Below are 14,505 nucleotides of genomic sequence, written 5' to 3' on the forward strand. Positions count from 1 at the left end.
GATGAACACCGTGGCTATCCCTCAATCTCCGGCCAGCGGCTCGCTGCTGCGCAGGTTTTCCAACCTGCTGTATCGCCGGCCGAATTTTTACCTGTCGCTACTGCTGGTACCGCCGCTGCTGTGGTTCGGCGCGATCTACCTGGGTTCATTGCTGGTTCTGCTGTGGCAAGGTTTCTACACCTTCGATGACTTCACCATGGCGGTCACCCCTGACCTGACCCTGGCGAACTTCACCGCGCTGTTCCAGCCGTCGAACTTCGACATCATCCTGCGCACCCTGGGCATGGCGATTGTCGTGTCCATCGCCAGCGCCATCGTAGCGTTCCCGATTGCCTACTACATGGCGCGCTACACCACGGGCAAGACCAAGGCGTTTTTCTACATCGCGGTGATGATGCCGATGTGGGCCAGCTACATCGTCAAGGCCTACGCCTGGACGCTGCTGCTGGCCAAGGGCGGCGTGGCGCAGTGGTTCGTGCAGCATCTGGGGCTGGAACCACTCCTGCAATTGGTGATGGGCATTCCGGGCTTTGGCGGCAGCACCTTGTCGACCTCGCACCTGGGCCGCTTCATGGTGTTCGTCTACATCTGGCTGCCGTTCATGATCCTGCCGATCCAGGCCTCGCTAGAGCGCCTGCCGCCATCGCTGCTGCAAGCCTCCGCCGACCTCGGTGCCAAGCCGCGCCAGACCTTCATGCAAGTGATTCTGCCGCTGTCGGTGCCGGGCATTGCCGCCGGTTCCATCTTCACCTTCTCGCTGACCCTGGGTGACTTCATCGTGCCGCAACTGGTCGGCCCGCCCGGCTACTTCGTCGGCAGCATGGTGTACGCCCAACAAGGTGCCATCGGCAACATGCCAATGGCCGCCGCCTTCACCCTGGTGCCGATCGTACTGATCGCCATCTACCTGTCCATCGTCAAACGACTGGGGGCCTTCGATGCACTCTGAGAAAGCTTCCATAGGCCTGCGCATCGCAGCCTGGGGCGGGTTGCTGTTCCTGCACTTCCCGATCCTGATCATCTTTCTGTACGCCTTCAACACCGAAGACGCGGCGTTCAGCTTTCCGCCCAAGGGCTTCACCCTGAAGTGGTTCAGCGTGGCGTTCTCGCGGCCGGACGTGCTGGAAGCGATCAAGCTGTCGTTGCAGATCGCCTCGATTGCCACCCTGATCGCCATGGTCCTCGGCACGCTGGCCTCGGCCGCGCTGTACCGCCGGGACTTCTTCGGCAAGCAGGGCATCTCGCTGATGCTGATCCTGCCAATCGCCTTGCCGGGGATCATCACCGGGATCGCGCTGCTGGCAACGTTCAAGACACTGGGAATCGAACCGGGGATGTTCACCATCATCGTCGGTCACGCGACCTTCTGTGTAGTGATCGTCTACAACAACGTCATCGCCCGCTTGCGCCGTACTTCACACAGCCTGATCGAAGCCTCGATGGACCTCGGCGCCGACGGCTGGCAGACGTTCCGCTACATCATCCTGCCGAACCTCGGCTCGGCGTTGCTGGCCGGCGGCATGTTGGCGTTTGCCCTGTCGTTCGACGAAATCATCGTCACCACCTTCACTGCCGGCCATGAACGCACCCTGCCGCTGTGGCTGCTCAACCAGCTCAGCCGCCCACGGGACGTGCCGGTGACCAACGTCGTGGCGATGCTGGTGATGCTGGTGACCATGCTGCCGATCCTCGGCGCCTATTACCTGACCCGTGGCGGTGAAAGCGTTGCGGGGAGTGGCGGTAAGTAACTGACAACCAACATCTCCTGTAGGAGCGAGCTTGCTCGCGAAAAACGTTAACGATGACAGGGGTTGCCTGGATGCACGCGGTGCCCTTGCATCCTTCGCGAGCAAGCTCGCTCCTACAGGTTCGGGTTCCGACAGAACAATAAAAGCACCAAAGAGGACATGAACATGCAAACCAAACTCTTGATCAACGGCCAATTGCTCGACGGCGAAGGCCCCGCCCAACCTGTGTTCAACCCGGCGCTGGGCAGTGTGCTGGTGGAAATCAACGAAGCCAGCGAAGCCCAGGTCGATACCGCCGTGCGCGCCGCCGACGCCGCGTTCGACAGCTGGTCACAGACCACGCCGAAAGAGCGTTCGCTGCTGCTGCTCAAACTCGCCGATGCCATCGAGGCCCATGGCGAGGAGCTGGCCAAACTGGAATCGGACAACTGCGGTAAGCCTTACAGCGCTGCGCTGAACGACGAAATCCCGGCAATTGCCGACGTGTTCCGCTTCTTCGCCGGCGCCAGCCGCTGCATGAGCGGTTCGGCCGGTGGCGAGTACTTGCCGGGGCACACCTCAATGATCCGCCGCGATCCGGTGGGCGTGATCGCCTCCATCGCGCCGTGGAACTACCCATTGATGATGGTCGCCTGGAAAATCGCCCCGGCCCTGGCCGCCGGTAATACCGTGGTGCTCAAACCATCGGAACAGACTCCGCTGACCGCCCTGCGCCTGGCCGAACTGGCGTCGGATATCTTCCCGGCCGGCGTACTCAACCTGGTGTTCGGCCGTGGTCCTACCGTCGGCAGCCCGCTGGTCACTCACCCGAAAGTGCGCATGGTCTCGCTGACCGGTTCGATTGCCACCGGTTCGAACATCATTTCCAGCACCGCCGACACCGTCAAACGCATGCACATGGAGCTGGGCGGCAAAGCCCCGGTGATCATCTTCGACGACGCCGACATCGATGCCGCTGTCGAGGGCATCCGCACCTTCGGTTTCTACAACGCCGGCCAAGACTGCACCGCTGCCTGCCGTATCTATGCCCAGGCAGGCATCTACGAGAAGTTCGTCGAGAAACTCGGCGCCGCCGTCAGCAGCATCAAGTACGGCATGCAGGATGATCCGTCGACCGAACTCGGCCCGCTGATCACCGCGCAACATCGTGACCGTGTCGCCGGTTTCGTCGAACGCGCCGTGGCCCAGCCGCACATCCGCCTGATCACCGGGGGTAAGGCGGTGGAAGGCAATGGCTTCTTCTTCGAACCAACGGTGCTGGCCGATGCGCAGCAGGATGACGAAATCGTCCGTCGCGAAGTGTTCGGGCCGGTGGTATCGGTGACCAAATTCACCGATGAAGCACAAGTGCTGGGCTGGGCCAACGATTCGGACTACGGCCTGGCCTCTTCCATATGGACCGCCGATGTCGGCCGCGCCCATCGTCTGTCAGCCCGTTTGCATTACGGCTGCACCTGGGTCAACACGCACTTCATGCTGGTCAGCGAAATGCCTCACGGCGGTCAGAAGCTGTCTGGTTATGGCAAGGACATGTCCATGTACGGACTGGAGGACTACAGCGTCGTACGGCATGTGATGTTCAAGCACTAGCAGGAGCAAGCTTGCTCGCGATGGACGTCAACGTTGACGCGGGAAACCTGACGCCCCGCGGTGTCCTCAGGTTTTTCGCGAGCAATCTCGCTCCTACAGCGAAGGTCTCACCTCGGTTTCAGGGCAGAAACCGGCAACACGCACCACCAGGCTCCACCCCAAAGAAGACAAAACAATAACCACCGATCCGGGCGGTGCCCTCAAGGCCCCGCCACGGTTTCGGACATCCGAAATCTGCCGATTTTCCGGAGAAAATACACATGAGTGCATCACCCGATCTCTCAGCAGCCGTTGCCGACAGCGATGCCGAGCAGCTACGCAAACTGGGCTATACCTCCAACTTCAATCGCAGCATGAGCCTGTGGGAAAACTTCGCCCTGGGCTTCACTTATCTGTCCCCGGTCGTAGGGGTTTATACCCTGTTCGGCCTGTGCCTCGCTGCTGGCGGGCCACCGATGTTCTGGGCCTATCTGCTGGTCGGTTGTGGCCAGTTGCTGGTGTGCCTGATCTTCGGCGAAGTGGTATCGCAGTTCCCGATTTCCGGCGGCGTGTACCCATGGGCCCGCCGTCTGGTGGGCAAGCGCTGGGCGTGGATGGTCGGCTGGATCTACTCCATCGCCCTGTGCGTCACCATCGCGGCGGTTGCCGTGGGTGCCGGTCCGTACCTCGCCGCCATGATGGGCTTTGAACCGAGCAACAACACGAACATAATTATTGCCCTGTTTCTGACGCTGTTCGCCACTCTGGTCAATCTCAGCGGCACCAAGGCGTTGGCGCGGATCGCCATGTTCGGTTTTCTGTGCGAACTGGTCGGTGCCGTGATCGTGGGTGTTTACCTGCTGATTTTCGAGCGTCATCAATCGATCAGCGTGCTGTTCAACACCTTCGACATCAGCGTCGACGGCTCGTACCTGCCAGCGTTCCTCACCGCTTCGCTGGCGGGGATGTTCCTGTACTACGGCTTCGAGGCCTGCGGCGATGTGGCCGAAGAAACCCCGAACCCGAGCAAGAAAATTCCGGTGGCCATGCGCATGACCATCTACATCGGCGGCATCGCGGCAATGTTCGCCTGCCTGGCGCTGATCCTGGCCGTGCCGGACATGCAAGCGGTGATCGACGGCACCGACAAGGACCCAGTCACCACCATCCTCAACAACGCGTTTGGACCAATCGGTTCGAAAGTGGTGATGGGTGTGGTGATGATTTCCTTCATCTCCTGTGTGATCAGCCTGCAAGCAGCAGCCAGTCGTCTGCTGTATTCCTACGCCCGTGATGAAATGGTCATCGGCAGCCGACTGCTGAAGACGATTTCCCCTACGACTCAGGTTCCAGTTGCCGCGCTGTTCGTGTCCGGCGTCCTGCCGGCACTGATCATCATCCTCGGCTTCTTCCTGCAAGACGCGGTGGCCACCATCGTCAGCTTTGCGGCAATCGGCATCTACCTGGCGTTCCAGATGATTGTGCTCGCGGCCCTGTACGCCCGCATGAAGGGCTGGAAACCGAGCGGCAAATTCACCCTCGGCGCCTGGGGCTGGGCGGTGAACATCGGCGCGCTGGCCTATGGTGTCGGAGCCATCATCAACATGGCCTGGCCACGTACGCCGGATGCCGCGTGGTACATCAACTACGCGATGGTGCTCAGTACCGCCATCGTGATCGGTTTGGGCTTGCTCTACATGTGGATCGCCAAGCCGTATGACCACGGCACGGCGCCTGCAGGGGATGCGTGGAAGGTCAGTCGCTGACGAACATCGCCCCGTGAAAAAACTGTAGGAGCGAGCAAGCTCCGGGCGGCGATCCGACGATGGTCGTTAACGATTACGCGGGTTCACTGGCTATACGCGGTGCTCTTGAATTCATCGCGAGCAAGCTCGCTCCTACATTGCTCAACCAGGCGATCGACTCGGGCATTGCACGCTAATGCAGGGCCTGACCACCGAAAAAGCCAAATGGCTTTCACGGTGATCAGGTCCACTCAGAACCGCGAAACACTCCTCATCGCGTCCACCAGATACCTCATCGCAACCCTGTCGCTCTCCGACAGTTCCCGGTAGCGCTCCACCAGTTTCATTTCCTCGCTATTGAGCCGGCGTCTTCGCCGCCCCATGGCCAGACACGGAAGGATTCCCAACAATTCGGCGATGTTCTGTACTTTCGACATGGACGATGTCCTTCTGAACGTCAAAGAAAACTGCCAAAAAAAAAACCGCATCGCCCTCCTCCTTTTCAGCAGCCGCATCGTGCCGACTGAAGCGCACCGGCCTTTCGGGCATAGACCGGTCATGCACACAGAATAGAAATAATCCGGGCGCTGAAAAGCGGTTTTTAGAGTAATTAGTCGAAAAAGGCAGAAATACCCTTCAAATCAGAAACCACTGTCGGAATTGTTTCTCGACATGTCTTGTTTCATTGCCGGGCCGGCGCAATGCCATCAATCAATTTTGCTCTGCAATCGAACGGTTTAAGCTATCCGGCATCTGTTTCAAAGTCCGTTGCGTTTGGCCGAAGGCATGTCCGAACCGATATTTCTGATCCAGCACGTGCCAGGAACGGCGCGGGATTGTTCACGACAGGTTGTACTTATGCACCGCAGGAACTTGCTCAAAGCCTCCATGGCCATTGCTGCCTACACCGGCTTGTCCGCCACGGGCCTGTTGGCCGCTCAGGCCTGGGCCGCCAACGCCGGTACCGCTGATGGCGAGGCCACCGCGTTCGACTTCGAAGCGCTGAAAACCCAGGCCAGACAGCTCGCCAGCAATCGCTACCAGGACACCAAGCAACAGCTGCCGCCGACCCTGGCGAGCATGACGCCGCAGAACTTCAACGCGATCCGCTACGACGCCAACCACTCTTTGTGGAATGACCTGAACGGTCAGCTGGACGTGCAGTTTTTCCATGTCGGCATGGGCTTCAAGCAACCAGTGCGCATGTACAGCGTCGACCCCAGGACACGCCAGGCGCGTGAAGTGCATTTCCGCCCATCGCTGTTCAACTATGAAAACACCACGGTCGACACCGCACAGCTCAAGGGCGACCTGGGTTTCTCCGGCTTCAAGCTGTTCAAGGCCCCGGAACTGGACAAGCACGATGTCGTGTCGTTTCTAGGCGCCAGTTACTTCCGTGCGGTGGACGCCACCGGCCAGTACGGCTTGTCGGCCCGCGGCCTGGCCATCGATACCTACGCCAAAAAACGTGAAGAGTTCCCCGACTTCACCAAATTCTGGTTCGAGACGCCGGACAAGGACAGCACCCGCTTCGTGGTCTACGCCCTGCTCGACTCGCCGAGCGCCACCGGTGCCTACCGCTTCGATATCGACTGCCAGGCCGAACGCGTGGTGATGGAGGTCGACGCCCACATCAACGCCCGCACCGCCATCGACCAGTTGGGCATTGCGCCGATGACCAGCATGTTCAGTTGCGGCACCCACGAACGCCGGATGTGCGACACCATTCACCCGCAAATCCACGACTCCGATCGCCTGGCCATGTGGCGCGGCAACGGCGAGTGGATCTGCCGCCCGCTGAATAACCCGGCGACCCTGCAATTCAATGCTTTCGCCGACAAGGACCCGAAAGGTTTCGGCCTGGTACAGACCGACCACGAGTTCGCCAGCTATCAGGACACCGTCGACTGGTACAGCCGCCGCCCGAGCCTGTGGGTCGAACCGACCACCGCCTGGGGCGAAGGCTCGGTCGACCTGCTGGAAATCCCCACCACCGGCGAAACCATGGACAACATCGTCGCCTTCTGGACCCCGAAGAAACCGGTGGCTGCCGGCGACTCGCTGAACTACGGCTACAAGCTCTACTGGAGCGCATTGCCACCGGTCGGTACGCCGCTGGCACGGGTAAACGCCACCCGTTCCGGGATGGGCGGCTTCACCGAAGGCTGGGCACCGGGCGAGCATTACCCGCCAGTCTGGGCCCGTCGTTTCGCCGTGGACTTCACCGGTGGCGGCCTGGACCGCTTGCCAGAGGGCGCGGGCATCGAGCCGGTGGTCACTTGCTCGAACGGCGAGGTGAAGGACTTCAGCGTACTCAAGCTGGATGACATCAAGGGCTACCGCATCCTGTTTGACTGGTACCCGACCAACGACAGCACTGACCCTGTCGAGCTGCGGCTGTTCATCCGCACCAACGACCGCACGCTAAGTGAGACCTGGTTGTACCAGTACTTCCCGCCAGCGCCGGACAAGCGCAAATACCCCTGATGGCCGGGTAGCACCCCGCCACCATTCGGTTTTCCGAACGCGACCTGACGGTCAGTTCGGTTAACCGGATCACTTCACTGAAGTTTCAGCGCAAAAAATATTTAATTCCTTTATAAATCAACACTTTGACTAATTCAGACTGGTCTGGCACGAGTCATGCTCTACACTTCTTCGACGAATGTCCTTTGCGCCCACTCATCGTAGCGCTCAGGTGTTTTGCAGCACAAAAGGGCCGATGAACTGGCTCCATAAAAAAAACAATGTCGAGGAAAATTTGATGCGCATCGTTCCCCACATCCTGGGCGCAGCCATTGCTGCCGCTCTGATCAGCACGCCAGTTTTCGCCGCGGAACTGACCGGCACCCTGAAGAAGATCAAAGAGTCCGGTGTCATCACCCTGGGCCATCGCGACGCTTCCATTCCGTTCTCCTACATTGCAGACGCTTCCGGCAAACCGGTCGGCTACTCCCACGACATTCAGCTGAAAGTCGTTGATGCCCTGAAAAAAGACCTCGACATGCCGAATCTCCAGGTCAAATACAACCTGGTGACATCGCAAACCCGCATCCCGCTGGTGCAGAACGGCACCGTGGACCTCGAGTGCGGTTCCACCACCAACAACGTCGAGCGTCAGCAGCAAGTTGACTTCTCCGTCGGTATCTTCGAAATCGGTACTCGCCTGCTGTCCAAGGCTGACTCCAAGTACAAGGATTTCCCGGATCTGGCCGGCAAGAACGTCGTGACCACCGCAGGTACCACGTCCGAGCGCATCCTGAAGTCGATGAATGCCGACAAGCAGATGGGCATGAACGTCATCTCCGCCAAGGACCATGGCGAGTCCTTCCAGATGCTGGAAACCGGCCGTGCCGTCGCGTTCATGATGGATGACGCCCTGTTGGCGGGTGAAGCGGCCAAGGCCAAGAACGCGAAAGACTGGGCTGTAACCGGCACTCCACAGTCCTTCGAAATCTACGGCTGCATGGTGCGCAAAGGCGACGAGCCGTTCAAAAAGGCCGTGGATGATGCCATCAAGGCCACCTACGCTTCGGGCGAGATCAACAAGATCTACGACAAGTGGTTCATGCAGCCAATCCCGCCAAAGGGCCTGAACCTGAACTTCCCGATGAGCGACGAACTCAAGGCCCTGATCGCCAATCCGACCGACAAAGCGGCTGACGACAAGAAATCCTGATTTCTGACTAACCTTATCCCCTGAAAGGGCCGTAGCCCTTTCAGGGGAATGCACTCCCTGCTGGCATTTCTGGAAACACTCGAACCGGTGTCTGTCGAGCCGAGCGCGTGTGCCTGTCCCCCAAGGACAGGCGGGAACGGAGCTTCCCCCAAGCGGGCATTTGTACATCGATCGAATCCGAGGGGAGACCCTAATGAATTACAACTGGGACTGGGGCGTGTTCTTCAAGTCCACCGGCGTGGGCAGCGAGACCTATTTCGACTGGTACGTGTCCGGTCTGGCCTGGACCATCGGCATCGCCATCGCGGCCTGGATCATCGCCCTGACACTGGGCTCGATCCTGGGCGTCATGCGCACCGTGCCGAACCGCATCGTATCGGGCATCGCCACCTGCTACGTCGAACTTTTCCGTAACGTGCCGCTGCTGGTTCAGCTGTTCATCTGGTACTTCCTGGTACCCGATCTGCTGCCTGCCGACCTGCAAGAGTGGTACAAGCAGGACCTGAACCCGACCACTTCGGCCTTCCTCAGCGTCGTCGTGTGCCTGGGCCTGTTCACCACCGCCCGGGTTTGCGAACAGGTGCGCACCGGTATCCAGGCCCTGCCCAAAGGCCAGGAGTCCGCGGCCCGCGCCATGGGTTTCAAGCTGCCGCAGATCTACTGGAACGTGCTGCTGCCCCAGGCCTACCGGATCATCATTCCGCCGCTCACCTCGGAATTCCTGAACGTTTTCAAGAACACCTCCGTGGCCTCGCTGATCGGCTTGATGGAATTGCTCGCGCAGACCAAACAGACTGCCGAGTTCTCCGCCAACCTGTTCGAAGCCTTTACCCTGGCAACGCTGATCTACTTCACCCTGAACATGAGCCTGATGTTGCTGATGCGCCTGGTCGAGAAGAAAGTCGCCGTACCGGGCCTGATCTCCGTAGGGGGTAAATGATGGAATTCGACTTCTCGGGCATCATCCCGTCCCTGCCGGGCCTGTGGAACGGCATGATCATGACCCTCAAGCTGATGATCATGGGCGTGGTCGGCGGGATCATCCTCGGCACGATCCTGGCCCTGATGCGCCTGTCCCACAGCAAACTGCTGTCGAACATCGCCGGCGCCTACGTCAACTATTTCCGTTCGATCCCGTTGCTGCTGGTCATCACCTGGTTCTACCTGGCGGTGCCGTTCGTGCTGCGCTGGATCACCGGCGAAGACACCCCGATCGGCGCGTTCGCCTCGTGCATCGTGGCGTTCATGATGTTCGAAGCGGCGTACTTCTGCGAAATCGTCCGCGCCGGCGTGCAGTCGATTCCCAAGGGCCAGATGGGCGCCGCCCAGGCACTGGGCATGACTTACGGCCAGATGATGCGCCTGATCATCCTGCCGCAGGCGTTTCGCAAGATGACTCCACTGTTGCTGCAACAGAGCATCATCCTGTTTCAGGACACCTCGCTGGTCTACGCCGTCGGCCTGGTGGACTTCCTCAATGCTTCGCGCGCCAGTGGCGACATCATTGGCCGCTCCAATGAGTTCCTGGTCTTCGCGGGTCTCGTGTACTTCATCATCAGCTTTGCCGCCTCGCAGCTGGTCAAGCGTCTGCAAAAAAGGTTCGCCGTATGATCTCTATCAAAAGCATCAACAAGTGGTATGGGGACTTCCAGGTACTGACTGATTGCAGCACCGAGGTCAAAAAAGGCGAAGTGATCGTGGTGTGCGGGCCATCCGGTTCCGGCAAATCGACCCTGATCAAGTGCGTCAACGCACTGGAACCGTTCCAGAAAGGCGACATCGTGGTCGACGGCACCTCCATCGCCGACCCGAAGACCAACCTGCCGAAACTGCGTTCGCGCGTGGGCATGGTGTTCCAGCACTTCGAACTGTTCCCGCACCTGACCATCACCGAAAACCTGACCATCGCGCAGATCAAGGTGCTGGGCCGCAGCAAGGAAGAAGCCACCAGGAAGGGCCTGCAACTGCTCGAGCGTGTCGGTCTCTCGGCCCATGCCCACAAGCATCCTGGCCAACTGTCCGGTGGTCAGCAACAGCGTGTGGCGATTGCCCGTGCGCTGGCGATGGACCCGATCGTCATGCTGTTCGACGAACCGACCTCGGCGCTGGACCCGGAAATGGTCAACGAAGTGCTGGACGTGATGGTGCAACTGGCCCACGAAGGCATGACCATGATGTGCGTGACCCACGAAATGGGCTTCGCCCGTAAAGTGGCCGATCGGGTGATCTTCATGGACGCCGGCAAGATCATCGAAGACTGCCCGAAAGAGGAATTCTTCGGCGACATCAACGCCCGTGCGGAGCGCACACAGCACTTCCTCAACAAGATTCTGCAGCACTAAAGGCTGTACGCCCCTCCCCTGTAGGAGCGAGCTTGCTCGCGATGTACTCAAAGACACCGCGTACATCCAGGATGAACGCGTCATCGTTGACGACCATCGCGAGCATGCTCGCTCCTACAGAGAGGCGGGCAGCGCTGGTTGACCCAAGGCATCTGTGATGAAATGCGACCCCAATCTTTATCGCGCAGCGTCGCCATCACTCGCCGTGAAACCCCGTCTGGTTCGTCATTTGTTTCTGCCGCCGCTGATCATCGCAATGATGATCGGCCTGGGCTATATCGGCTTCTGGATCAGTGAGCACTACGGCATTCGCAGCCTTGGCGAGAACGGCCAGCGTCAGCTGGAACTGCACGCCCGTGCCGTCGAAAGCGAAATCAGCAAATACACCTACCTGCCCAGCCTGCTGGAGCTCGAAACCAGCGTTTCGCAGTTGCTGGCCGACCCGACCCCGGAACACCGGCAAACAGTCAACGCTTACCTCGAAGGCCTGAACCGGCGCAGCCGCAGTCGGGCCATCTATGTGATGGACACCACCGGCCGCGTCATGGCCACCAGCAACTGGCGCGACGTCGACAGTTACCTGGGTGAAGACCTGTCCTTCCGCGCCTATTTCCAGAACGCCGTGCGCGGTCAGCCGGGGCGCTTCTATGGTATCGGCAGTACCAACGGCGAGCCCGGTTACTACCTGGCCCATGGCCTGGAAGAACACGGCAAGATCATTGGCGTCGCGGTGGTCAAAGTCCGCCTGGAAGCCATGGAAGAACGCTGGCAGCGGGCGCGCCTGGAAGCCTTCGTCAGCGACGAGAACGGCATCATCATTCTGTCCAGCGATCCGGCCCGGCGCTTGAAGTCGGTGGTGCCGCTGAGCGAAGAAACCAAGGAAAAACTCGCCCGCAGCCTGCAGTACTACTGGTTCCCGCTCAACGAACTGCAGCCGCTGGCCCGGGAAACCCTGTCCGAAGGCGTGGAAAAACTGACCTTCCCGGCCAACAGCGAACTGGTGTCCGACGAAGAAAACATCAGCTACCTGTCGCAAACCCGGCCGCTCAGCGATACGCCGTGGAATTTCACCTTGCTGACGCCGCTGCAGGACTTGCGCCGCGAAGCGATCAACCAGGGGATTCTGGTGGCCGTGGCGTTTGCCCTCCTGGCGTTCCTGTTGATCGCCTGGAACGAGCGGCGCAAGGTGATCGCCACGCGCCTCGCGGCCCGGGAAGCCTTGCAGGAAGCCAACAGTCAGCTGGAGCGTCGGATTACCGAACGCACCACCGACCTGCGCGCCAGCAACGAACGGCTCAAGGGGCAGATCCGCGAACGCCGGCTCGCCGAAGAGACCTTGCGCCGCGCCCAGGATGAACTGGTACAGGCCGGAAAACTCGCGGCCATCGGCCAGATGTCCACCAGCATCGCCCACGAACTGAACCAGCCGCTGGCGGCGCTGCGCACCTTGTCCGGCAATACCGTGCGCTTCCTCGAACGCGGTCAACTAGACGTGGCCAGCACCAACCTCAAGACCATCAACGAACTGATCGACCGCATGGGCCGGATCACTGCCAGCCTGCGCTCGTTCGCCCGGCGCGGGGACGACAAGGGCCAGGCCTGCCTCGGCAAAGCGGTGGACGCGGCCTTGCAATTGCACGGTGGCCGCGTGGAAAACATTCAGCTGCAATTGCATCGCGACTTCACCGATGTGCAGGTGCAAATCGACCAGACCCGCCTGGAGCAGATTCTGGTCAACCTCATCGGCAACGCCCTGGATGCGATGCAAGCACAGCCGTTGCCGGAGTTGTGGCTCGAAGGCGAAGTTTCCGAAGGCAAGTACCGGCTGCGGGTGCGTGACAACGGCCATGGCATCGACGCCGAAGCGCGCAAGCACCTGTTCGAGCCGTTCTTCACCACCAAACCCGGCGAACAGGGCCTGGGCCTTGGCCTGACCCTTTCCGCCAGCCTGGCCGCCGCCACCGGCGGTCACCTGGGTGTCGAGCACCCGTCCAGCGGTGGCACCGCATTCGTCCTCAGTTTACCGTTGGTAAGCCCCACTCCCGCCGAGCCAATATGAACAACGACCTTAGTGTATTGATCGTCGAAGACGACCCCCATGTGCTGCTCGGCTGCCAACAGGCGCTGACCCTGGAAGACATTCCCTGCATTGGCGTGGGCAGCGCCGAAGAAGCCCTGGAGCGGGTCGGCGAAAACTTCGCCGGCATCGTCGTCAGCGACATTCGCCTGCCGGGCATCGATGGCCTGGAACTGTTGACCCGGCTCAAGGCTCGCGACCGCAGCCTGCCGGTGGTGCTGATCACCGGGCACGGCGACATTTCCATGGCCGTCGGCGCGATGCAGAAAGGCGCCTACGACTTCATGGAAAAGCCGTTCTCCCCCGAGCGCCTGGTGGATGTCGCCCGCCGCGCCCTGGAGCAACGCAGCCTGGCGCGAGAGGTGTCGTCGCTGCGTCGGCAACTGGCCGAGCGCGACTCCCTCGAAGGTCGGATCATCGGACGCTCGCCGGCCATGCAGAACTTGCGAGAACTGATCGCCAACGTCGCCGATACCTCGGCCAACGTGCTGATCGAAGGCGAGACCGGTACCGGCAAGGAATTGGTTGCGCGCTGCCTGCATGATTTCAGTCGGCGGCACACCCGGCAGTTCGTCGCCCTGAACTGCGGCGGCCTGCCGGAGAACCTCTTCGAAAGCGAAATCTTCGGCCACGAGGCCAACGCCTTTACCGGCGCGGGTAAACGGCGGATCGGCAAGATCGAACACGCCGATGGCGGCACGCTGTTCCTCGACGAAGTGGAAAGCATGCCCCTGCCCTTGCAGATCAAGCTGCTGCGGGTGTTGCAGGAACGCACCCTCGAACGACTCGGTTCGAACCAGAGCGTGGCGGTGGATTGCCGCGTCATCGCAGCGACCAAATCCGACCTCGTCGAGTCGAGCAAGGCCGGCGAATTCCGCAGTGACCTGTATTACCGACTCAATGTGGTGACCCTGGAACTGCCGCCGCTGCGCGAGCGCCGCGAGGACATCCTGCAACTGTTCGAACACTTTTTGCAGCAGTCGTCCCTGCGCTTCGATCGCATCGCGCCGGAACTGGACAACCAGACCGTGTCGAATCTGATGAGCCACGACTGGCCGGGTAACGTACGTGAACTGCGCAACGTTGCCGAGCGCTTTGCCCTGGGCTTGCCGGCGTTCAAGAAAACCGGTGCCAGCGGTGGCAATCAGGGCCTGGCCTTTGCCGAAGCGGTGGAAGCGTTCGAGCGCAACCTGCTCAGCGATGCCTTGCAACGCAGCGGCGGCAACCTGACCCAGGCCAGCCAGGAACTGGGCATGGCCAAGACCACGCTGTTCGACAAAGTGAAAAAGTACGGCCTGAGCCATTAAGCGAGCCCCGCCGCCCGAAACTGGCGTGGTTAATGGCG

Annotated in this window: 12 protein-coding genes; 11 read left to right on the forward strand and 1 reads right to left on the reverse strand. The window is 60.5% G+C overall.

The features are described from left to right. Position 1 precedes the first annotated feature (1 nt). The 4 genes from ACCD00_RS15280 (at position 2) to ACCD00_RS15295 (ending at position 5,083) form a co-directional block, all read left to right on the forward strand. Positions 2-949 (forward strand): ABC transporter permease, encoded by a 948-nt coding sequence (locus ACCD00_RS15280; protein ID WP_413425730.1) that lies wholly within the window; start codon positions 2-4, stop codon positions 947-949. Beyond that, entirely contained in the window at positions 939-1,748 is an 810-nt protein-coding gene (locus tag ACCD00_RS15285) for an ABC transporter permease (RefSeq protein WP_057398636.1), read from the forward strand. Before ACCD00_RS15280 ends, ACCD00_RS15285 begins: the two co-directional genes overlap by 11 nt. A gap of 165 nt (positions 1,749-1,913) precedes the next feature. Further along, on the forward strand, positions 1,914-3,338 hold the full coding sequence (locus tag ACCD00_RS15290) for a gamma-aminobutyraldehyde dehydrogenase (protein WP_413425733.1): 1,425 nt from the start codon (positions 1,914-1,916) through the stop codon (positions 3,336-3,338). A gap of 260 nt (positions 3,339-3,598) precedes the next feature. Further along, a complete protein-coding gene (locus ACCD00_RS15295; protein WP_413425735.1) occupies positions 3,599-5,083 on the forward strand; it encodes an APC family permease in 1,485 nt (494 codons plus the stop codon). Between the two features lie 230 nt (positions 5,084-5,313). On the opposite strand, the gene ACCD00_RS15300 is transcribed toward ACCD00_RS15295, so the two are convergent. Further along, the gene (locus tag ACCD00_RS15300; RefSeq protein WP_413425737.1) at positions 5,314-5,499 is read right to left on the reverse strand and encodes a hypothetical protein; all 186 of its coding nucleotides are present in this window, start codon (positions 5,497-5,499) and stop codon (positions 5,314-5,316) included. Positions 5,500-5,920: 421 nt separating this feature from the next. Between ACCD00_RS15300 and ACCD00_RS15305 the strand changes: the two genes are divergently transcribed. The 7 genes from ACCD00_RS15305 (at position 5,921) to ACCD00_RS15335 (ending at position 14,467) form a co-directional block, all read left to right on the forward strand. Beyond that, positions 5,921-7,549: a glucan biosynthesis protein D gene (locus tag ACCD00_RS15305; RefSeq protein ID WP_413425739.1), complete on the forward strand. Its 1,629-nt coding sequence runs from the start codon at positions 5,921-5,923 to the stop codon at positions 7,547-7,549. Positions 7,550-7,826: 277 nt separating this feature from the next. Continuing rightward, positions 7,827-8,741: a glutamate/aspartate ABC transporter substrate-binding protein gene (locus tag ACCD00_RS15310; protein ID WP_413425741.1), complete on the forward strand. Its 915-nt coding sequence runs from the start codon at positions 7,827-7,829 to the stop codon at positions 8,739-8,741. 193 nt (positions 8,742-8,934) lie between these two features. Continuing rightward, positions 8,935-9,681, forward strand: coding sequence for an amino acid ABC transporter permease (locus ACCD00_RS15315; RefSeq protein ID WP_111281261.1), 747 nt, complete (start codon positions 8,935-8,937; stop codon positions 9,679-9,681). Beyond that, positions 9,681-10,352: an amino acid ABC transporter permease gene (locus tag ACCD00_RS15320; protein ID WP_413425743.1), complete on the forward strand. Its 672-nt coding sequence runs from the start codon at positions 9,681-9,683 to the stop codon at positions 10,350-10,352. Before ACCD00_RS15315 ends, ACCD00_RS15320 begins: the two co-directional genes overlap by 1 nt. After that, positions 10,349-11,083, forward strand: a complete 735-nt coding sequence (locus tag ACCD00_RS15325) for an amino acid ABC transporter ATP-binding protein (RefSeq protein ID WP_413425745.1) — start codon at positions 10,349-10,351, stop codon at positions 11,081-11,083. The genes ACCD00_RS15320 and ACCD00_RS15325 overlap by 4 nt, the downstream gene beginning before the upstream one ends. A gap of 157 nt (positions 11,084-11,240) precedes the next feature. Next, complete coding sequence (locus tag ACCD00_RS15330; protein ID WP_413425748.1) at positions 11,241-13,142, forward strand: sensor histidine kinase; 1,902 nt, start codon at positions 11,241-11,243, stop codon at positions 13,140-13,142. Next, on the forward strand, positions 13,139-14,467 hold the full coding sequence (locus ACCD00_RS15335) for a sigma-54-dependent transcriptional regulator (RefSeq protein ID WP_413425750.1): 1,329 nt from the start codon (positions 13,139-13,141) through the stop codon (positions 14,465-14,467). The genes ACCD00_RS15330 and ACCD00_RS15335 overlap by 4 nt, the downstream gene beginning before the upstream one ends. Positions 14,468-14,505: the final 38 nt, after the last annotated feature.

The sequence above is a fragment of the Pseudomonas sp. Pseusp3 genome (assembly GCF_047304225.1).
GTDB lineage: Bacteria > Pseudomonadota > Gammaproteobacteria > Pseudomonadales > Pseudomonadaceae > Aquipseudomonas > Aquipseudomonas fluorescens_CD.

Coding starts and splice junctions, on each gene's coding strand:
- ACCD00_RS15315 (WP_111281261.1), top strand. CDS start 8,935: ATGAATTACAACTGGGACTGGGGCGTGTTCTTCAAGTCCACCGGCGTG.
- ACCD00_RS15325 (WP_413425745.1), top strand. CDS start 10,349: ATGATCTCTATCAAAAGCATCAACAAGTGGTATGGGGACTTCCAGGTA.
- ACCD00_RS15300 (WP_413425737.1), bottom strand. CDS start 5,499: ATGTCGAAAGTACAGAACATCGCCGAATTGTTGGGAATCCTTCCGTGT.
- ACCD00_RS15295 (WP_413425735.1), top strand. CDS start 3,599: ATGAGTGCATCACCCGATCTCTCAGCAGCCGTTGCCGACAGCGATGCC.
- ACCD00_RS15320 (WP_413425743.1), top strand. CDS start 9,681: ATGGAATTCGACTTCTCGGGCATCATCCCGTCCCTGCCGGGCCTGTGG.
- ACCD00_RS15305 (WP_413425739.1), top strand. CDS start 5,921: ATGCACCGCAGGAACTTGCTCAAAGCCTCCATGGCCATTGCTGCCTAC.
- ACCD00_RS15330 (WP_413425748.1), top strand. CDS start 11,241: ATGAAATGCGACCCCAATCTTTATCGCGCAGCGTCGCCATCACTCGCC.
- ACCD00_RS15335 (WP_413425750.1), top strand. CDS start 13,139: ATGAACAACGACCTTAGTGTATTGATCGTCGAAGACGACCCCCATGTG.
- ACCD00_RS15290 (WP_413425733.1), top strand. CDS start 1,914: ATGCAAACCAAACTCTTGATCAACGGCCAATTGCTCGACGGCGAAGGC.
- ACCD00_RS15280 (WP_413425730.1), top strand. CDS start 2: ATGAACACCGTGGCTATCCCTCAATCTCCGGCCAGCGGCTCGCTGCTG.
- ACCD00_RS15285 (WP_057398636.1), top strand. CDS start 939: ATGCACTCTGAGAAAGCTTCCATAGGCCTGCGCATCGCAGCCTGGGGC.
- ACCD00_RS15310 (WP_413425741.1), top strand. CDS start 7,827: ATGCGCATCGTTCCCCACATCCTGGGCGCAGCCATTGCTGCCGCTCTG.